The 18,882-nt window shown below is 71.0% G+C and carries 17 protein-coding genes and 1 pseudogene; 10 read left to right on the top strand and 8 right to left on the bottom strand.

The annotated features are described in order from the left end of the window. Positions 1 to 30: 30 nt before the first annotated feature. Entirely contained in the window at positions 31 to 1,233 is a 1,203-nt protein-coding gene (locus tag AV521_RS17125) for a bifunctional adenosylcobinamide kinase/adenosylcobinamide-phosphate guanylyltransferase (RefSeq protein ID WP_076089264.1), read from the bottom strand. A 79-nt stretch (positions 1,234 to 1,312) separates the two neighbouring features. Here AV521_RS17125 and AV521_RS17120 point away from each other — a divergent pair, with 79 nt between their 5' ends. Further along, the gene (locus AV521_RS17120; RefSeq protein ID WP_076089262.1) at positions 1,313 to 1,525 is read left to right on the top strand and encodes a hypothetical protein; all 213 of its coding nucleotides are present in this window, start codon (positions 1,313 to 1,315) and stop codon (positions 1,523 to 1,525) included. A 119-nt stretch (positions 1,526 to 1,644) separates the two neighbouring features. Here the strand turns inward: AV521_RS17120 and AV521_RS17115 are convergent, their stop codons facing one another. The 3 genes from AV521_RS17115 to AV521_RS17105 form a co-directional block, all read right to left on the bottom strand. Then, positions 1,645 to 2,721, bottom strand: a complete 1,077-nt coding sequence (locus AV521_RS17115) for a S1C family serine protease (protein ID WP_076089260.1) — start codon at positions 2,719 to 2,721, stop codon at positions 1,645 to 1,647. Positions 2,722 to 2,777: 56 nt separating this feature from the next. Continuing rightward, entirely contained in the window at positions 2,778 to 3,479 is a 702-nt protein-coding gene (locus AV521_RS17110; RefSeq protein ID WP_076089258.1) for a bifunctional 2-polyprenyl-6-hydroxyphenol methylase/3-demethylubiquinol 3-O-methyltransferase UbiG, read from the bottom strand. Positions 3,480 to 3,562: 83 nt separating this feature from the next. Then, on the bottom strand, positions 3,563 to 4,189 hold the full coding sequence (locus AV521_RS17105; protein ID WP_107480938.1) for a DUF3043 domain-containing protein: 627 nt from the start codon (positions 4,187 to 4,189) through the stop codon (positions 3,563 to 3,565). Positions 4,190 to 4,469: 280 nt separating this feature from the next. On the opposite strand from AV521_RS17105, the gene AV521_RS17100 reads away from it, so the two are divergent. The 5 genes from AV521_RS17100 to AV521_RS17080 all read left to right on the top strand — a co-directional run bounded on the left by AV521_RS17100 (position 4,470) and on the right by AV521_RS17080 (position 10,856). Then, positions 4,470 to 5,261, top strand: coding sequence for a PspA/IM30 family protein (locus AV521_RS17100; protein ID WP_076089254.1), 792 nt, complete (start codon positions 4,470 to 4,472; stop codon positions 5,259 to 5,261). Between the two features lie 33 nt (positions 5,262 to 5,294). Beyond that, positions 5,295 to 5,573 (top strand): hypothetical protein, encoded by a 279-nt coding sequence (locus AV521_RS17095; RefSeq protein WP_076089252.1) that lies wholly within the window; start codon positions 5,295 to 5,297, stop codon positions 5,571 to 5,573. 154 nt (positions 5,574 to 5,727) lie between these two features. Continuing rightward, positions 5,728 to 6,948, top strand: a complete 1,221-nt coding sequence (locus AV521_RS17090) for a histidine kinase (RefSeq protein WP_076089250.1) — start codon at positions 5,728 to 5,730, stop codon at positions 6,946 to 6,948. Continuing rightward, complete coding sequence (locus AV521_RS17085) at positions 6,945 to 7,625, top strand: response regulator transcription factor (protein WP_076089248.1); 681 nt, start codon at positions 6,945 to 6,947, stop codon at positions 7,623 to 7,625. The genes AV521_RS17090 and AV521_RS17085 overlap by 4 nt, the downstream gene beginning before the upstream one ends. Positions 7,626 to 7,754: 129 nt before the next feature. After that, a complete protein-coding gene (locus tag AV521_RS17080) occupies positions 7,755 to 10,856 on the top strand; it encodes an efflux RND transporter permease subunit (protein WP_076089246.1) in 3,102 nt (1,033 codons plus the stop codon). A gap of 70 nt (positions 10,857 to 10,926) precedes the next feature. Here the strand turns inward: AV521_RS17080 and nadA are convergent, their stop codons facing one another. After that, on the bottom strand, positions 10,927 to 12,123 hold the full coding sequence (gene nadA, locus AV521_RS17075; RefSeq protein ID WP_076089572.1) for a quinolinate synthase NadA: 1,197 nt from the start codon (positions 12,121 to 12,123) through the stop codon (positions 10,927 to 10,929). A 264-nt stretch (positions 12,124 to 12,387) separates the two neighbouring features. Between nadA and AV521_RS17070 the strand changes: the two genes are divergently transcribed. Next, positions 12,388 to 12,744: an iron-sulfur cluster assembly accessory protein gene (locus tag AV521_RS17070; protein ID WP_076089244.1), complete on the top strand. Its 357-nt coding sequence runs from the start codon at positions 12,388 to 12,390 to the stop codon at positions 12,742 to 12,744. A 96-nt stretch (positions 12,745 to 12,840) separates the two neighbouring features. Here the strand turns inward: AV521_RS17070 and AV521_RS17065 are convergent, their stop codons facing one another. Beyond that, on the bottom strand, positions 12,841 to 14,349 hold the full coding sequence (locus AV521_RS17065; RefSeq protein WP_076089242.1) for a hypothetical protein: 1,509 nt from the start codon (positions 14,347 to 14,349) through the stop codon (positions 12,841 to 12,843). Between the two features lie 101 nt (positions 14,350 to 14,450). Further along, positions 14,451 to 14,660 carry a hypothetical protein gene (locus AV521_RS17060; RefSeq protein WP_076089240.1) on the bottom strand — a complete coding sequence of 70 codons (210 nt, stop codon included), beginning with the start codon at positions 14,658 to 14,660 and terminating at the stop codon, positions 14,451 to 14,453. Between the two features lie 130 nt (positions 14,661 to 14,790). Between AV521_RS17060 and AV521_RS17055 the strand changes: the two genes are divergently transcribed. Further along, complete coding sequence (locus tag AV521_RS17055; RefSeq protein WP_076089238.1) at positions 14,791 to 15,765, top strand: carbohydrate kinase family protein; 975 nt, start codon at positions 14,791 to 14,793, stop codon at positions 15,763 to 15,765. A 16-nt stretch (positions 15,766 to 15,781) separates the two neighbouring features. Here the strand turns inward: AV521_RS17055 and AV521_RS17050 are convergent, their stop codons facing one another. After that, positions 15,782 to 17,158, bottom strand: coding sequence for a cysteine desulfurase/sulfurtransferase TusA family protein (locus AV521_RS17050; RefSeq protein WP_076089236.1), 1,377 nt, complete (start codon positions 17,156 to 17,158; stop codon positions 15,782 to 15,784). Positions 17,159 to 17,517: 359 nt separating this feature from the next. Here AV521_RS17050 and coxB point away from each other — a divergent pair, with 359 nt between their 5' ends. Together coxB and AV521_RS17035 are read left to right on the top strand one after the other, a co-directional pair. Beyond that, positions 17,518 to 18,477, top strand: coding sequence for a cytochrome c oxidase subunit II (coxB, locus tag AV521_RS17045; protein ID WP_076089234.1), 960 nt, complete (start codon positions 17,518 to 17,520; stop codon positions 18,475 to 18,477). Continuing rightward, a pseudogene (locus AV521_RS17035) lies at positions 18,474 to 18,882 on the top strand (cbb3-type cytochrome c oxidase subunit I); the annotation flags it as partial. The gene coxB and the pseudogene AV521_RS17035, both read left to right, overlap by 4 nt.

Genomic DNA, 18,882 nt, shown 5'->3' with positions numbered 1-18,882 from the left:
GCGTGGTCCCGCCGCGGCACCCGGCGCCGCTCAACCCCGGAGCACCAACGCCTGACCGGCGACCACCAGCACCACCTGCTCGCACTCCGCCCCGAACGCCGTGTTCAGCCGCCCCAGTTCATCCCGGTACCGCCGCCCGGACGCGGTCGCCGGCACGATCCCCGACCCCACCTCGTTCGACACGGCGACAACGGTCCGCCGGGTACCCCGCACGGCGGCCGCCAGCTCCCGCACCCGCTCCCGCAGCGCCTTCTCCCCACCGCCCGCCCACTCCGCGTCGTCCCACGCCCCCACGGAGTCCATGACATCCGTCAGCCACAGCGACAGACAGTCGATCAGCAACGGCGGCCCGTCCTCCCGCAACAGCGGCACCAGATCCGTCGTCTCCGCCGTACGCCACGATCCCGGCCGCCGCTCCCGGTGCACGGCCACCCGCTCCGCCCACTCGCTGTCCCCGCCCCGCGTCCCGCCGGTCGCCACGTACAGCACGTCCGGGAAGGACTCCAGCCGTCGCTCGGCCTCCACCGACTTGCCCGAGCGCGCCCCGCCCAGCACCAGCGTCCGGCGCGGCACGTCCGGTACGTCCTCGTACGCGCCGACCGCCAGCGTCGCACCGTCCGGCACCGCCCGCGCCCCGGCCGCCGCCAGCCGGCGCCGCAACTCCGCGCCCGGCGGCACGTCGTGGTCGAGATGGACGGCGACCACATCCGTCGTCGCACCGGCCGAACCCACCGCCCGCAGCCGGGCCAACGCGTCCGGGCGGCCCACGACGTCCGCGAGGACGAGGTGGTACGACTCCGCCGTCGCCGCCTCCAGACCGGCCGGCGCCCCGCCCGGCGGCAGATACAGCAGCCGCTGTCCGTCCGGCCCGGTCACCGCGTACCCGGTGCCGCCCGCGTCCATCGCCACGGCCCGCACCCGATGCCCCGTCAGCAGCGCCAACTCCCGCCCGTCCGGCACTCGCCCGGGCTGCGGCAGCCCGGCCGGCACCTCCACCGACGGCCCGTCGTGCGGATGCGACAGCAGCACCTGCCGTACGCCGCCCAGCGAATGCCCGGCCCGCGCCGCCGCGAACGCCACGCCCGGTGTCAGGTCGAGCAGCAGCGTCCCGTCCACCAGTACGGCCGTCGCTGCCCGGGCATCCGGCCCCAGCGCGGTCGCGCAGGCGGCGCAGGGGCAGTCGGGCCGGGGCAGTCCGGCCGGGGCACCGGTACCGAGCAGAGTCACTTCCACGGGTCGATTTTCGCCTGTCCGTTCAGGTCTTGCGCTTCCGGCTAGTCTTCCAGCAGGTGTCGGATCGAAGGAGGACCGGATGACGGCATGGACGTGGCGGTTCGAGAAGGCCGACGGGACGGAGGTCCAGCCCGCGGTGCAGCCCGAGGAGTTCACCACGCAGGGGGATGCCGAGTCCTGGATCGGGGAGCACTGGAAGGCGCTGCTGGAGGGCGGGGCCGACCAGGTGCGGCTGTTCGAGGAGGGCACCGAGATCTACGGGCCGATGAGCCTGCACGCCGACGCGGCCTAGGGCTTGTCCGACGGATCCAGACGGGGTGCCGTCGATTTCCTGCGACCTGATCCGCCGGACAGGCGCCAGCCGCCCCGAGGGGTACGGCCCGGGGTCGTACCCCTTCCCGCCTCGCTCCCTCACTGCTCGCCGAGCGTCACCTTCGCCGACTTCTCGGCGCCGGAACGCTGGTAGGTCACCGTTGTCCGCTGGCCCGGCTTGTCCGCCGCCAGCGCCTCCGAGAGCGAGGTGACGGTGGTGATCGGCTCGTTTCCGAGCCTGGTGATGACGTCGCCCGGCGCCAGGCCCGCCTGGTCGGCCGCGCCGCCGCTCTTGACACTGACCACCGCCGCCCCGGCGGGCTGGTAGCGGTCGTCCACGACGGTCCGCGCGGTGATGCCGAGCGCGGCCCGCCCCGAGTCGACGACCTTGCCCTCCCTGACGATCTGCCCGGCGATCGTCTTCACCATCGACGCCGGGATCGCGAACCCGATGCCGGGCGCCGCGCTGCCCCCGAGGGCGGGGTCGGCGGCGGCGAGCGTCGGGATGCCGATGACCTGACCGTCCAGGTTGACCAGGGCGCCGCCGCTGTTGCCGGGGTTGATGGCGGCCGAGGTCTGCACCATGTTCGCGATGGTCGCGCCCGTACCCCCGCCCGCGGTCTCGCTGACGGTCCGCCCGGTCGCCGAGACGATGCCCTGGGTCACGCTGGACGACAGTCCGAGGGGGGAGCCCATGGCCAGCACGATCTGGCCGACATCCACCTTCTCGGAGTCGCCGAACGTCGCCGCCTTCAGCCCGGCCGGCACCTTGTCCAGCTTGATCACGGCCAGGTCCTGCTCGGGGTAGGAGAACACCAGGCGCGCGGTGAGCGGCTCCTCGTTGTTGGCCGCGGTCACCTTGAAGGTCTTCTCCGCCCGGACCACGTGCGCGTTGGTGACGATGTGGCCCTTGTCGTCGTACACCACCCCGGAGCCCAGGTCGTGGCGCGCCTGGATCTGCACGACCGACGGCAGGACCTCCTTGATGACCTTCTGGTACTGGTCCTGCAGATCGTTCGCGGCCATCGGCACGGCCGCCCGCCCGGTCGGCGCTCTGTCGGTGTCCTGTGCGGCCTGATCGGCGGCCGGTGAGCAGCCGACGGCGAGGAGGGCGCAGCACACCAGCGCGGCGGCAGACACGGCCTTGCCCAGGGCAGGGGTACGGGAAGCGTCCATACCCCGAGTCTCACCGCACGGTGATCGACCGGCCCGTGGTGTTCCCCCGAACGGGATCAGCCCCGTACGCCGCACAGGTGGAGCAGCGCCGCCACCCCGCGGTAGGGGTCGGTGCGACCGGCCCGCTCCTCGGCGGCCAGCAGTGTCTCCAGGTCGTCAGGGATCGGCGTGTCGTCCGTGGCCGTGTCCGTGAAGACCCGCACGCCGTACCAGGCGTGCAGCGGGGCCGCGATCCCGGCGAGCGTGGCAGTGAGGCCGGCCAGCCGGTCGGCCCGGACGTCCAGGCCGAGGCGGTTGCGATACGCGGTGGTGTCGAAGGCGGCCAGGGAGCCCGCCCAGTCCCCGGACAGGCCCGGCCGCAGGGCGAGCGCGTCGCCGTTGCGGACCAGCAGGGACAGCAGCCCGCCGGGCGCCAGCATCCGGGCCAGCCCCGCCAGCAGCGGGTCCGGCTCCTCGACGTACATCAGCACACCGTGGCACAGCACCACGTCGAAGCTGCCCGGCAGGAAGTGCACACCGGTGTCGCGCCCGTCGCCCTGCACCAGCCGCACCCGCGCGCGGATGCCCTCCGGCTGCGCGGCCAGCGCCTCACGCGCGGCGGCGATCATCGTCGGGTCCTGCTCGACCCCGGTCACCTGATGGCCGAGCCGGGCCAGCCGCAGCGCCTGCGTGCCCTGGCCCATGCCCACGTCGAGCACCCGCAGCCGCTGCCCGACCGGGAACCGCCCGGCTATCTGCTCGTCGAGCTGCCGGGCCACCAGCTCCTGTCGTACGACATCCCGCAGCCGGCCCAGCTTGTTCAGCCAGGCCTTTGCCGCGCCCCCGGTGAAGGCGTCTGAGCTCAGGGCCGCTCTCCGCGCTTGACCTGCGGCTTCGGCAGCCGGAGCCGGCGCATCTGCAGGGACCGCATCAGGGCGTACGGGACCGCGCCGCGCGTGTTCGCGTCCGGGAACCGTTCCTTCAGCCGCTTCTTCAGCCGGAACCCGCTGATCGCCGCGTCCACCACGATCAGCACGATCACCACCAGCCACATCAGCAGCGCGATCGACTGGATCGCCGGCACCCGCACCACGCTCAGCACGAGGATCACCACGGCGAGCGGCAGGAAGAACTCCGCCACGTTGAACCGCGAGTCCACCCAGTCGCGGGCGAACTTGCGCACCGGGCCCTTGTCCCGGGCGGGCAGATAGCGCTCGTCACCGGTGGCCAGCGCCTGGCGCTGCCGCTGCAGGGCCTGGCGCCGGTCCTCGCGCTGACGCTTGGCGGCCTCCTTGCGGTTGGTCGGCGTGTTGGCCACGCTGCGCCGCTGGGTCTGGGCCTCACTGCGCTTGGGCGTGGGCCTGCCCTTCGGGGCCTGCGGGTCACGGGGCTGCTTGGAGAGGGCTACCGGCGTCTTGTCGGCGGAGGCCTTCTCGTCCTTGGCACGGCTACGGAACACAAAACCCAAGGGTACGGGCTGCACCGGCATGGACCCCAGCCCGGCGGGGAACGATCCGGCAACACCGGACGTCTGTAGGGGGACAGAGGGGACGTTGCAGGCGCTTCACCCGGCGGTCACCGAGGAACCTCGAAAAGGCCCACCCCGAGGACCACCTACTCCTCACGCCGGAGCGATACCGTCCGCAGTCGTCCTTGGGGATGAGCGTATCCGTCCCCGAACAGTGCGGTAATGGAGTCAGGGCCCGTACTGTGGGACCTGTCGCAGGATCTGTGAGCTGGAGTCCGTCAGAAGGGGGCGCGCGAAGCCCATGAGCGGTGTCATGAAGCGTATGGGGATGATCTTCCGCGCGAAGGCGAACAAGGCCCTTGACCGGGCCGAGGACCCGCGCGAGACCCTCGATTACTCGTATCAGAAGCAGCTGGAGCTGCTGCAGAAGGTGCGTCGCGGGGTCGCCGACGTGGCGACCAGCCGCAAGCGCCTGGAACTCCAGCTCAACCAGTTGCAGCAGCAGTCCACCAAGCTGGAGGACCAGGGCCGCAAGGCGCTCGCGCTCGGCCGCGAGGACCTGGCCCGCGAGGCGCTGTCCCGGCGCGCCGCCCTCCAGCAGCAGGTCACCGACCTTGAGACGCAGCACGCCACCCTCCAGGGCGAGGAGGAGAAGCTCACCCTGGCGGCCCAGCGCCTGCAGGCCAAGGTGGACGCGTTCCGTACGAAGAAGGAGACCATCAAGGCCACCTACACCGCCGCCCAGGCCCAGACCCGGATCGGCGAGGCGTTCTCCGGTATCTCCGAGGAGATGGGCGACGTCGGCCTCGCCATCCAGCGTGCCGAGGACAAGACCGCGCAGCTCCAGGCCCGGGCCGGCGCCATCGACGAGCTGCTCGCCTCCGGCGCCCTGGACGACCCGACCGGCATGGCCAAGGACGACATCGCCGCCGAGCTGGACCGCATCTCCGGTGGTACGGATGTAGAGCTGGAGCTGCAGCGCATGAAGGCCGAGCTGGCCGGAGGCTCCCCGCAGCAGGCCATCGAGGGCGGCACCGGCCAGGGGCAGACCCAGCAGCAGCCGCAGGACACCCCGCGCTTCGACAAGCAGTAGTCCGGCACCGGGGCCCGAGCCGAGGAGGCCGACGTGATCGTACGGATCATGGGGGAGGGCCAGTGGGATCTGGCCGACTCCCACTTCGCCGAGCTGAACAAGCTCGACGACGAGCTGCTGGAGGAGGTGGAGGGCGGCGACGAGGCCGGCTTCCGCCACACACTCGGCGCCCTCCTCGACTCCGTCCGCCGCCTCGGCACGCCTCTGCCGGCCGACGCCCTGGAGCCCTCGGAGCTGATCCTTCCGGCACCGGACGCATCGCTGGAGCAGGTCCGGGACATGCTCAGCGACGACGGCCTGATCCCGGGCTGAGCCGGTCTCTGCGAGGGGTTCGGCGGCTGGACGCCTGACAGCCCGGGGCGCGTGGTGCTCCGGCGGCTGCGGGTCCGTCGTGGCTTGCGAGCGCCGGTGAGCGAACCGCACGCCAGTACAGGGCACCGACACGGCACCCGTACTGTTCATAGTCGTGAGCACTCTCGACCGCGCCCGCTGCAGCCTCAAGGCCCACCCCTGGGCCCTGGACGCGGCCATCGCCGCTGGCGTGCTGGTGTGCATGGTCGCCGGATCCTTTGTGACCCCGAGCGGGAACAACGGCGTCACCTGGGGCGTCCGCACACCCGACCCCCAGGGCCTGCTCCTCATGGTCCTCTCCGCGGCCGCCCTCGTCTTCCGCCGCCGCGCCCCGAAGGCGGTCCTCGCCGCCACCGGCACCCTCTCCGTGATCGAGTGCGTCACCGGCGACCCGCGCGCCCCGGTCACGATGTCCGCCGTGATCGCTCTGTACACCGTCGCCTCGACCACCGACCGCACCACCACCTGGCGCGTCGGCCTGCTCACCATGACCGTGCTGACCGCCGCAGCCATGCTCGGCGGCCCCCTGCCCTGGTACGCGCAGGAGAACCTCGGCGTGCTCGCCTGGACCGGCATCGGTGCCACCGCCGGGGACGCCGTACGCAGCCGGCGCGCGGTCGTCCAGGCCATCCGGGAGCGGGCCGAGAGAGCCGAACGCACCCGTGAGGAGGAGGCCCGCCGCCGGGTCGCCGAGGAGCGGCTGCGGATCGCCCGCGATCTGCACGATGTCGTCGCCCACCACATCGCCCTGGTGAACGTGCAGGCCGGGGTGGCCGCGCATGTCATGGACAAGCGGCCCGACCAGGCCAAGGAGGCTCTCGCGCACGTCCGCGAGGCCAGCCGCTCCGCCCTCGACGAGCTGCGCGCCACCGTCGGCCTGCTCCGCCAGTCCGGCGACCCCGAGGCTCCGACCGAGCCCGCCCCCGGCCTGAGCCGCCTGGAGGAGCTGGCGGCCACCTTCCGCAACGCGGGCCTGCCGGTGGCGGTCGCCCGCGCCGACCAGGGCACCGAACTGCCTGCCGCCGTCGACCTGGCCGCGTACCGGATCATCCAGGAAGCCCTGACGAACGCCCAGAAGCACACGGGGCCCGATGCCAAGGCCGAGGTCAGCGTCGTACGCGTGGGACCGAACATCGAGGTCACCGTCCTGGACGACGGCTCGGGCGCGGCCGGGGTGCCCGGGGCCGGCGGCGGGCACGGACTGCTCGGCATGCGCGAGCGGGTCACCGCCCTCGGCGGCACCCTCACCACCGGACCCCGCTACGGCGGCGGCTTCCGCGTCCATGCGATCCTGCCCCTCAAGACCCGTACGACGGCCCCGGGGGAACCCGCATGACGATCCGTGTCCTGCTCGCCGACGACCAGGCACTGCTGCGCAGCGCGTTCCGGGTGCTGGTCGACTCCGAGCCCGACATGGAGGTGGTCGGGGAGGCCTCCGACGGTGCCGAAGCGGTCCGGCTGGCCAAGGAGCAGGGCCCCGACGTCGTCCTCATGGACATCCGGATGCCGGGGACGGACGGGCTTGCCGCGACCCGGATGATCAGCGAGGATCCCTCCCTCGCTCAGGTCCACGTGGTCATCCTGACCACCTTCGAGGTCGACGACTACGTCGTCCAGTCCCTGCGCGCGGGCGCCTCCGGCTTCCTCGGCAAGGGCAGCGAGCCGGAGGAGCTGCTGAACGCCATCCGGGTCGCGGCGGGCGGTGAGGCCCTGCTGTCACCCGCCGCCACCAAGGGGCTGATCGCCCGCTTCCTCGCTCAGGGCGACGGTGACGACGGCCGTGACCCGGCCCGCTCGGAGCGGCTCGGCGCGCTCACCGGCCGCGAGCGCGAGGTGCTGGTCCAGGTCGCCGGCGGGCACTCCAACGATGAGATCGCCGAGCGCCTGGCGGTCAGCCCGCTGACGGTGAAGACGCACGTCAACCGGGCCATGGCCAAGCTGGGCGCGCGCGACCGGGCGCAGCTCGTCGTGATCGCGTACGAGTCCGGGCTGGTGCGTCCGAGGATGGACTGATCTCCACCCGGGCGTACTGCGGGCGCAGTAGGGCCCGGATAAGGAAATGGACCCTGGGCCTACGGTTCGGCTCTCTGTGATGGCTCAGGGTGAGAGGGTCTGCCGCTCCCAGAAGAGAGACCCTCATCCATGTCCTGGCTGTCGAGATTCAGCCTCCGGCAACGGGCCCTGATCGGCCTGATGTCGCTCGTCGCGCTCGTCTTCGGGCTGATCGCGATACCCCAGATCAAGCAGCAGCTGCTGCCCACCATCGACCTGCCCATGGTGTCGGTGATCGCGCCGTACCAGGGTGCCTCGCCCGATGTGGTCGAGAAGCAGGTCGTCGAGCCGATCGAGAACAACCTCCAGGGCGTCTCGGGCGTCAAGGGTGTCACCTCGACCGCCAGTGAGGGCAACGCCGTGATCATGGCGTCCTTCGACTACGGCAACGACACCAAGCAGATCGTCTCCGACGTCCAGCAGGCCGTGAACCGGGCCCGCAACCAGCTCCCGGCGAGCGTCGATCCGCAGGTCGTCTCCGGCTCCACCGACGACATGCCGACCGTGGTCCTCGCCGTCACCTCCGACAAGGACCAGCAGGCCCTCGCCGACCAGCTGGACAAGACCGTCGTACCGACGCTGAAGGACATCTCCGGCGTCGGGCGTGTCCAGGTCACCGGCGTCCGCGACCTGCAGGTCACGGTCACCCCGAATGACGCCGCGCTCTCCCGGGCGGGCCTCACCCCCGCCGCGCTCGGCCAGGCCCTGCAGGCCGGCGGCGCGACCGTCCCGGCCGGCTCCTTCGACGAGAACGGCGCCAACCACGCCGTCCAGGTCGGCGGCGGCTTCACCTCGCTGGGGCAGATCCAGGACCTGATGGTCACCGGCGAGAGCGGCGGCAAGCCCGTCCGCCTCGGTGACGTGGCCACCGTCAAGGAGCAGCCGGCCCCGGCCGACTCCATCACCCGCACCGACGGCCGGCCCAGTCTCGCCGTCAACGTGACGATGGACCACGACGGCAGCGCGGTCACCATCTCCGGCGCGGTCAAGGACAAGCTGGCCGACCTGCGCGAGCAGCTCGGCTCCGGCGCGAAGCTCACGGTCGTCAGCGACCAGGGCCCGGCCGTCTCGAAGTCCATCAAGGGTCTGACCACCGAGGGCGCGCTCGGCCTGCTCTTCGCGGTCATGGTCATCCTGGTCTTCCTCGCGTCGATCCGCTCGACGCTGGTGACGGCCGTGTCCATCCCGCTGTCCGTCGTCCTCGCCCTGATCGTGCTGTGGACGCGCGGCCTGTCGCTGAACATGCTCACGCTCGGCGCGCTGACCATCGCCATCGGCCGCGTCGTCGACGACTCGATCGTGGTCCTGGAGAACATCAAGCGGCACCTCGGCTACGGCGAGGAGCGCAGGGACGCGATCCTGAACGCCGTGCGCGAGGTGGCCGGCGCGGTCACCTCCTCCACCCTCACCACCGTCGCCGTGTTCCTGCCGATCGGCCTGGTCGGCGGCATGGTGGGCGCCCTGTTCGGCTCGTTCAGCATCACGGTGACGGCGGCCCTGCTGGCCTCCCTGCTGGTGTCGCTGACGGTCGTCCCGGTGCTGTCGTGCTGGTTCCTGCGCGCTCCGAAGGGCACCCCCGAGGACACGGCGGAGGCCCGCCGCCGGGCCGAGGAGAAGGAGGCGAACAGCCGCCTCCAGCGCGCCTACGTCCCCGTCCTGCGCTTCGCCACGCGCCGCCGCCTCACCAGCGTGCTCATCGCGATCGTGGTCCTCGTCGTCACGTTCGGCATGGGCGGCCTGCTCAAGACGAACTTCTTCGACCAGGGTGAGCAGGAGGTCCTCACCGTCAAGCAGGAGCTGAAGCCCGGCACCGGCCTCGCCGAGACGGACCGGCAGGCCCAGCGGGTCGAGAAGCTCCTCGCATCCACCGACGGCGTCAAGGACTACCAGGTCACCGTCGGCTCCTCCGGCTTCATGGCGGCCTTCGGCGGCAGCACCGATACCAACCAGGCGTCGTACCAGGTGATGCTGAAGGACTCGAAGTCGTACGACAAGGTGCAGAAGCACATCGAGGACGGCCTGAAGAAGCTCCAGGGCATCGGTACGACCACCGTGTCGGCCGGTGGCGGCTTCGGCAACCAGAACCTGAGCGTGGTGGTCAAGGCGTCCGACCCGCAGGCGCTGAGCACGGCGGCGGAGCAGGTCCGCTCCACGGTCGCCGGCCTGGACGGCGTCACGGACGTCACCAGCGACCTCTCGACCAGCGTGCCGCGGATCTCGGTGAAGGCCAACGCCAAGGCGGCCGCGGCCGGGTTCGACGACCAGAAGCTCGGCGCGGCGGTCGCGCAGGCCGTGCGCGGTACGACGGCGGCGAAGGCGATCCTCGACGACACCGAGCGCGATGTCGTGGTGCGCTCGGCGAAGCCCGCGACCACGCTGGCACAGCTGAAGGCGCTGCGCCTCGGCCCGGTGAAGCTCGGCGACATCGCCACGGTGCAGCTGGTGGACGGCCCGGTGTCGCTGACCCGGATCGACGGGCGGCGTGCCGCGACCATCACGGCCAAGCCGACCGGTGACAACACGGGTGCGATCAGCACCAAGCTCCAGTCGAAGCTCAAGGAGCTGAAGCTTCCGGCCGGTGCGAAGGCCGAGATCGGCGGCGTGACGTCGGACCAGAACGACGCGTTCAAGAACCTGGGCCTGGCCATGCTGGCGGCGATCGCGATCGTCTTCATGCTGCTGGTCGCGACCTTCCGTTCGCTGGCCCAGCCGCTGATCCTGCTGGTCTCCATCCCGTTCGCGGCGACCGGCGCGATCGGCCTGCTGGTCGCCACCGGCACCCCCATGGGCGTCCCGGCGATGATCGGCATGCTGATGCTGATAGGCATCGTGGTGACCAACGCGATCGTGCTGATCGACCTGATCAACCAGTACCGAGGGCAGGGCTACGGCGTGGTCGAGGCCGTGATCGAGGGCGGCCGACACCGTCTCCGCCCGATCCTCATGACGGCCCTGGCGACGATCTTCGCCCTGCTGCCGATGGCGCTGGGCGTCACCGGCGAGGGCGGTTTCATCGCCCAGCCGCTCGCGGTGGTCGTCATCGGCGGCCTGATCACGTCGACCCTGCTGACCCTGCTCCTGGTCCCGACGCTCTACGCGATGCTGGAGCTCCGCAAGGAGCGCCGGGCGAAGAAGCGGACGGCCAAGAAGGAGGCCGAGCAGGAGAAGGCCCTGGAGCCCGCCGGCGTCTGAGCACTCCTGCGAACACCGAGGCTCGGCCCGCGTCCTGCGGGCCGAGCCCCTGCATTCGTGCTGTTGAGCCCTACGGCAGGGCGAGCATCCGCTCCAGCGCCAGCTTGGCGAACGCCTCCGTCTCCTTGTCGACCTCGATCCGGTTGACCAGGCTGCCCTCGGCCAGGGACTCCAGCGCCCAGACCAGATGGGGCAGGTCGATGCGGTTCATGGTCGAGCAGAAGCAGACCGTCTTGTCGAGGAAGACGATCTCCTTGCCCTCGGGTGCGAAACGGTTCGCCAGCCGGCGGACCAGGTTCAGCTCCGTGCCGATGGCCCACTTCGAGCCGGCCGGGGCGGCCTCCAGGGCCTTGATGATGTATTCGGTCGAGCCGACGTAGTCCGCCGCCGCCACGACCTCGTGCTTGCACTCCGGGTGGACCAGGACGTTCACCCCGGGGATGCGGGCGCGCACGTCGTCGACCGATTCGAGGCTGAAGCGGCCGTGCACCGAGCAGTGACCCCGCCACAGGATCATCTTCGCGGCCCGCAGCTGTTCCGCGGTGAGTCCGCCGTTGGGCTTGTGCGGGTTGTAGACCACGCAGTCGTCCAGGGACATGCCCATGTCCCGGACCGCGGTGTTACGGCCGAGGTGCTGGTCGGGCAGGAACAGCACCTTCGTTGTCGAGGGCTCGCCCTGCTCGAAGGCCCAGTCGAGGGCGCGCTTGGCGTTCGACGAGGTGCAGATCGTGCCGCCGTGCTTGCCGGTGAACGCCTTGATGTCGGCGGAGGAGTTCATGTACGAGACGGGGACCACCTGCTCGGCGATCCCGGCCTCGGTCAGGACGTCCCAGCACTCGGCGACCTGCTCGGCCGTCGCCATGTCGGCCATCGAGCAGCCGGCAGCGAGGTCGGGCAGGACGACCTTCTGGTCGTCGGAGGTGAGGATGTCGGCCGACTCGGCCATGAAGTGCACACCGCAGAAGACGATGTACTCGGCCTCCGGGCGCGCGGCCGCGTCCCGGGCCAGCTTGAAGGAGTCGCCTGTGACGTCCGCGAACTGGATGACCTCGTCGCGCTGGTAGTGGTGGCCGAGCACGAAGACCTTGTCGCCGAGCTTCTCCTTGGCCGCGCGGGCGCGCGCGACCAGGTCCGGGTCGGACGGCGAAGGCAGGTCGCCGGGGCACTCGACGCCCCGCTCGCTCTTCGGGTCGGCCTCACGGCCGAGCAGCAGCAGGGCGAGCGGAGTCGGCTGCACGTCGAGCTCCGGGGTCTGGGCGGTGGTCACGACACGCACCCTTTCTACTTTTCGTCTAACTGACGCTATCTATCATAACTGGTTCACGTCACTTTGACGATGGCCATAACGTCGATGTGACGTGAATCCCGCTCAGGTCCCTCCACAGGCCGCTGCCGACGCCGTGGGGCATGTGCGAGCATGAAAGCGGAAGCAAAAACGCGACAACGCGACTGCCCGGCCCGGAATGAATCCGCGGAAGCGCCGGTTGCACTCGTCGGCAAGCAGTCTCCGTACAACCCGGGAGAGATGTAGATGTCCGTATCGGACGAGACCAGCACCGTCACCGACGGCATCATCCTGACCGACGCCGCCGCGGCCAAGGTCAAGGCCCTGCTCGACCAGGAAGGCCGCGACGACCTCGCGCTGCGTGTCGCCGTCCAGCCCGGCGGCTGCTCCGGCCTGCGCTACCAGCTCTTCTTCGACGAGCGCTCGCTCGACGGCGACGTGGAGAAGGACTTCGGCGGGGTCAAGGTCGTCACGGACCGGATGAGCGCTCCGTACCTGGGCGGCGCCACCGTCGACTTCGTGGACACCATCGAGAAGCAGGGCTTCACGATCGACAACCCGAACGCGACCGGCTCCTGCGCCTGCGGCGACTCCTTCAGCTGAGCCGGGGGACCGGTGGCCACGGGCCACTGTCCGACGGTCTGACGAAGGCGGCGGCCCCCTGCACGGGGGCCGCCGCCTTCGTCGGACGCCTGGAGGCTAACGAGCCTGTGCCGACGTATCCGGGCGCAGCGAGCCCGGCTTGGCCTGGGGGATGCGGGCGCCGTCGTCGCCGACCACTGTCCGTCCGCCGAGCGGCGCGGCCAGCCGTACGGTCTTCACGTACTCCTTGGCGATCAGTACGCACACCTTGTCCGGCCAGGGCCGCTCGATGACGGTCACGGTCACCCGGTCGCCGCTCACCTTCGCCGAGGCCTTGTAGTCGGCGCACACCCCGCCGTAGAAGCTCACGTTCAGCTCCCGGTCGTCGGCTGTGTAGCCGGTGACCCGCACACCGTGCGGCTTCGGCGCCGTGCTCGGCCCGCCGGAGGGAGCCGTCGCCGAGGCCACGTACCGGGGATCGACCGCCGGATACGTCACCGTGGACGTGCCCTGGCCCGCCGGCTCCCGCACCTCGAACAGCCAGGACGGCACCAGCGTCTGCCGCCCGGCGACGGAGTGCGCGGCCAGCCCGAACACCGCCTTCGCCACGGTGACCCGGTCCGCTCCCTGCTTGGGCACCCCGGTGGAGCCGGTGCAGGGCTGCTCCAGCCGGTCCTTCGGTGACACGGCACTGGTACAGCCGCCGATCCCCATCCGGTGGTCGTCCTTCGGCGCCGCGTCCATCAGCTTCAGCGTCTTCACGGCGCTCAGCACGGGATACGTGTCGCCCTTCACGGGCGCCCCGAGCAGCCCGTGCCCGCCGACGAGCTCGCCCTGCTTGTCCACGGTCAGGCCGGTCGTCCAGCCGTACGTCGGCAGCCCGCCGACCACCGGCTCGGCGTTGACCACCCGCTGGGCGCCCATGACCTGGCTCGCGTCGGTCTTCGCGTCGTCCAGCCCGGCCGCCTTCAGCACCGGAGAGGCGGCCGCGGTCGCCTTCGCCACGCTCACCGGGGCACCGGTGGGGGCCATCGGGTCGTGCGTACAGAGGTCACCCTTCCTGCAGTCGTCGGTGCCCGGCGCATACCGGCTGAAGGTCCAGCTGCCCGGCGCGTCCCGGTTCACCTGCAGGCTCGGCCCGGAGCCGTCCCTGCCGCCGACCCGCCAGACCGGTCCCTCGGCCACCGGCGTGCCGTCGACACCGAGCGCCCTGGCCAGCCGGGCCACCGCGTCCTTGCCGACCTCGCCCTTCGGCGCGTACACCGGGGCGGAGCCGGGACCGGCCGGCAGCTCACCGGCGGCCACATAGGTGGCGCCGTACGGGTCCGGTTCGCCCGGAGCGATGCCGCCCGTGCCGCCGCTGAAGCCGTCCAGGGCGAGCGGTGGGGGAGTGGCACCGCCGCCCGCCGTACCGGGGCCGCCCGTACGACCGCCCGCGCCGCTGCCCGCCGCGAGGTAGGCACCACCACCGCCGACCAGCAGTACGGCCGCGGCGACGGAGACAACGGCGAACCTCGACCGGCGCCGCCCACCCGGCAGGTCCGCCGCACCCTCCTGGCTCGCGGCGCTCTCCGCATGCCCGGAGCCGTCGGGGTGCTCGCGGTTCTCGGATCCCTCGGTGTTCACCGCATCGCTCCTCGCTGGTCGTATCCCGCATCCCCCGCGTGGGGGACGGCGATGGGACGCGGGAGGGGAGCGTGCGGTTCCCTGCGAAACGCGCCCGCGCGTCAGTCGCCGTAGTCGGACATCGCGTCCAGCAGCCGCGCGGACTTCGCCGGCACGGTCACCCCGTGGATCAGGGACGGCGGCACCGGCCGGGACTCGGAGTGCTCGGGGACCGTCCAGTGCGGAGCCATCCGGGCGCAGTCACCGCGCAGCGCGGCGAGATCGCCCTCGAACTCGGCCAGGTCGGCGGAACGGAATCTGAGATTCGTCATGAACGCACCGTAGGCCTGCTCAAGGCCGCGAAGAAAGATCTACTATCGGGTAGTTTCGCCGCCTACAGTGCCGACGCCCGACCGGGTAGCGTGAACTGTCAATCCAGCCTCCCGCAGGAGATTTCCCGTCGTGCGCATCGCAGTCACCGGCTCCATCGCCACCGACCACCTCATGACCTTCCCCGGCCGTTTCGCCGACCAACTCGTCGCGGACCAGCTGCACACGGTTTCGCTCTCCTTCCTGGTCGACAATCTGGACGTGCGCCGCGGCGGCGTCGCCGCGAACATCGCCTTCGGCATGGGCCAGCTCGGCACCCGGCCGATCCTGGTCGGCGCGGCCGGCTCCGACTTCGACGAGTACCGGTCCTGGCTCGACCGGCACGGTGTGGACACCGAGTCGGTCCGGATCTCCGAGACCCTGCACACCGCCCGCTTCGTGTGCACCACCGACGCCGACCACAACCAGATCGGCTCGTTCTACACCGGCGCGATGAGCGAGGCCCGCCTCATCGAGCTGAAGACCGTCGCCGACCGGGTGGGCGGCCTCGACCTCGTCCTCATCGGCGCCGACGACCCGGAGGCGATGCTCCGCCACACGGAGGAGTGCCGCTCCCGCGAGATCCCCTTCGCCGCCGACTTCTCCCAGCAGATCGCCCGGATGGACGGCGACGAGATCCGCGTCCTGCTGGACGGCGCGACGTACCTGTTCTCCAACGAGTACGAGAAGGGCCTCATCGAGACCAAGACCGGCTGGAGCGACGCCGAGATCCTGGGCAGGGTCGGCCACCGCGTCACCACGCTGGGCTCGCGCGGCGTACGCGTCGAGCGGGCCGGCGAGGACCCGGTCGAGGTCGGCTGCGCCGAGGAGGAGCGCAAGGCCGACCCCACGGGTGTCGGCGACGCCTTCCGCGCCGGGTTCCTGTCGGGACTGGCGTGGGGTGTCTCGCTGGAGCGCGCCGCTCAGGTGGGCTGCATGCTCGCGACGCTGGTCATCGAGACCGTGGGGACGCAGGAGTACCGGTTGCGGCGGGCGCACTTCATGGAGCGGTTCACCAAGGCGTACGGGGATGACGCCGCCCAGGAGGTTCAGGCCCACCTGGGCTGAGCGCCCCTGAGGCCGGTCACCTCACCCGGCGGACCAGGTATGCCGTTCCCTTGTCCGCCGGTTCCTCCCTGACGTACTCCTGCCCCCGCATCTCGCACCACGCCGGGATGTCCAGACGGGCGGCCTCGTCGTCGGAGAGGACCCGGACCGTGCCGCCCACCGGTACGTCACCGAACACCTTGGCCAGTTCGATGACCGGGATCGGGCAGCGCTTGCCGAGAGAGTCGACGACGAGCTCCTCGGCTTGTACGACCGTCTCGGGGGCCGGTGCGCCCAGTTTCTCGCGGACGCCCGCCACGGTCCCCGGGAGCACTTCCAGGAACCGCTCCACATCCTCCTCGGCGGCCCCCATCGGCAGGGACACCCGGACGTTGCCCTCGCTCAGCACACCCATCGCCTTCAGGACGTGGCTGGGCGTCAGCGTGCTGCTCGTACACGAGGAGCCGGAGGAGACCGAGAAGCCCTCGCGGTCCAGTTCGTGCAGCAGCGCCTCGCCGTCGACGTAGAGACAGGAGAAGGTGACGATCCCGGGCAACCGCCGCTCGGGGTCGCCGACGACCTCCACATCCGGCACCAGCCGCGGCACCCGAGCCCGGATCCGCTCCGTCAGCTCCCGCAGCCGTACCGACTCCTGGGCCGCCTCGGCCCGCACCGCGCGCAGCGAGGCGACGGCCGCCACGATGGCCGGGATGTTCTCGAACCCCGGCGCCCGCCCCGACTCCCGCTCGTCGGCCGGGCCTTGGGCGGCGAACCGCACCCCCTTGCGCACGACGAGCAGCCCGACCCCGGACGGCCCGCCCCACTTGTGCGCGCTGGCCGTCAGCAGCGACCAGGCGCCCTCGACCGGCCCCCACCCCAGCGACTGCGCCGCGTCCACCAGCAGCGGCACGCCGGCGGCCTGGCACACCTCGGCCACCTCGGCCACCGGCTGTACGGTCCCCACCTCGTGGTTGGCCGACTGCAGGACGGCCAGCGCGGTGTCCGTACGGAGGGCAGCCGCATAGCCCGACGGGTCCACGGCACCGCCCCGGTTCACCGGCACCCGGGTCACCGTCCCCCCGTCCGCCTCGAACGCCTCCGCCGAATGAAGTACGGAGGAGTGTTCGACCGCCGACACGATCAGGTGGCACCCCACCCGCCGCCTCCCGGCCAACGCGCCCCCGATTCCACTGTGTACGGCCCGCGTCCCCGAGGCCGTGAACACCACCTCGTCCGCCCGGCAGCCGACAGCCTCGGCAGCCGCCTCCCGAGCAGCGTCGAGCAGCATCCGCGCCTTGCGTCCTTCCCGGTACAGACGGGCAGGATCGGCCCACCCTTCGTCGAGGGAGGCCATCAGTGCCTGATGGGCGACGGGATGCAGGGGAGCGCCGGACGCAGCGTCAAAGTAGGACACACAGCAACGTTAGAACGCCGACGCGATTCCAGGGGCGCGGGGCTGTGCCCGATATGCGGGCTCCGCCGCGGCGGGAGTCCCCCGGGTTCGGGCGAAGCCGGGAACTTGGGGGAGCGACCAGCCACAACGCGACCCGCACCCGCCCATCAAACCCCCACAACCCGAGCTATTGGGCACCCATCCCAACCCCAACAGAGTGACAGGCGACGCGTATGCCCCCCTCCCCGCGAACCCTCGGAGAGCGTCGGCTAGGGTTTGGTCCGCATAAACATCCAAACCCCTGCCCGACGCAGGGCGGCGACCGACCAGCGAGAAGGCCGCAGCCGACCGCGCGGGCGAGACTCTCGGGAAGGCGCTACGTGAGTCCCAACGGCTCCGACCGCTCGCCGCGGCGCCCGATGCGGCGGAAGCTGCTGCAGGCACTGACCGCGGGCCTGGTCCTGGCGACCGCTACCGGTTGCACATACAAGGACTTCCCCCGCCTTGGTATGCCCACCCCGACCACGGAAGAGGCTCCGCGGATCCTCTCCCTGTGGCAGGGCTCCTGGGCTGCTGCGCTGGCCACCGGCGTGCTGGTGTGGGGCCTGATCCTGTGGAGCGCCATGTTCCACCGGCGCAGCCGCACCAAGGTCGAGGTACCTCCGCAGACCCGGTACAACATGCCGATCGAGGCCCTGTACACGGTGGTCCCGATCATCATCATCTCGGTGCTGTTCTACTTCACCGCCCGGGACGAGTCGAAGCTCCTGGACCTTTCCAAGAAGCCGGACGTCACGGTCAACGTGGTCGGCTTCCAGTGGAGCTGGGGCTTCAACTACGTCGAGAACGTCCCCGGTGTCCCCGGCGACGCGAAGACCGACAAGAACCTGGACGCCATTCCAGACCGGTTCAAGAAGGACTTCCCGGCGAACGCCGGCGGTGTCTACGACGTCGGTACGCCCGCCACGCGGAACCCGCAGACGGGCAACCCCGGTCCGACGCTCTGGCTCCCCAAGGGCAAGACGGTCCGCTTCGTCCTCACCTCTCGTGACGTCATCCACTCCTTCTGGGTGGTGCCGTTCCTGATGAAGATGGACGTGATCCCGGGCCACACCAACTCGTTCCAGGTGACCCCCAACCATGAGGGCACCTTCCTCGGCAAGTGCGCCGAGCTCTGCGGCGTCGACCACTCCCGGATGCTGTTCAACGTGAAGGTCGTCTCCCCGGCCGCGTACGAGCAGCACCTCAAGGACCTCGCCAAGAAGGGGCAGACCGGTTACGTTCCCGCCGGCATCGCGCAGACGAGCCACGAGAAGAACCGGGAGACGAACAACCTGTGAGCATCCTCAACGAACCCCAGGGTGCCGCGGCGGCTGAAGGCTCGTACGCGGACGAGCTGCCGGTCAGGCGCAAGCAGCCCGGCAATGTCGTGGTCAAGTGGATGACGACCACCGACCACAAGACGATCGNNGGATCATGCCGCTGCAGATCGGCGCGCCCGACGTGGCGTTCCCGCGGCTGAACATGTTCGCCTACTGGCTGTACCTGTTCGGCTCGACCATCGCGGTGGGCGGCTTCCTCACCCCGGAGGGCGCGGCCGACTTCGGCTGGTTCGCCTACTCGCCGCTGTCCGACGCGGTCCGTTCGCCGGGCGTCGGCGCCGACATGTGGATCATGGGTCTGGCCTTCTCCGGCTTCGGCACCATCCTCGGCTCGGTCAACTTCATCACCACGATCATCTGCAT

This window comes from Streptomyces sp. IMTB 2501, assembly GCF_001953885.1.
Taxonomy (GTDB): Bacteria; Actinomycetota; Actinomycetes; order Streptomycetales; family Streptomycetaceae; genus Streptomyces.
This window is presented reverse-complemented; position numbering and strand designations above follow the sequence as displayed.

What these genes read in the sequence shown, in the direction of transcription:
- AV521_RS17115 (WP_076089260.1), bottom strand. Translation starts at nt 2,721, where the DNA reads ATGGACGCTTCCCGTACCCCTGCCCTGGGCAAGGCCGTGTCTGCCGCC.
- AV521_RS17100 (WP_076089254.1), top strand. Translation starts at nt 4,470, where the DNA reads ATGAGCGGTGTCATGAAGCGTATGGGGATGATCTTCCGCGCGAAGGCG.
- AV521_RS17085 (WP_076089248.1), top strand. Translation starts at nt 6,945, where the DNA reads ATGACGATCCGTGTCCTGCTCGCCGACGACCAGGCACTGCTGCGCAGC.
- AV521_RS17120 (WP_076089262.1), top strand. Translation starts at nt 1,313, where the DNA reads ATGACGGCATGGACGTGGCGGTTCGAGAAGGCCGACGGGACGGAGGTC.
- AV521_RS17060 (WP_076089240.1), bottom strand. Translation starts at nt 14,660, where the DNA reads ATGACGAATCTCAGATTCCGTTCCGCCGACCTGGCCGAGTTCGAGGGC.
- AV521_RS17080 (WP_076089246.1), top strand. Translation starts at nt 7,755, where the DNA reads ATGTCCTGGCTGTCGAGATTCAGCCTCCGGCAACGGGCCCTGATCGGC.
- AV521_RS17105 (WP_107480938.1), bottom strand. Translation starts at nt 4,189, where the DNA reads ATGCCGGTGCAGCCCGTACCCTTGGGTTTTGTGTTCCGTAGCCGTGCC.
- AV521_RS17070 (WP_076089244.1), top strand. Translation starts at nt 12,388, where the DNA reads ATGTCCGTATCGGACGAGACCAGCACCGTCACCGACGGCATCATCCTG.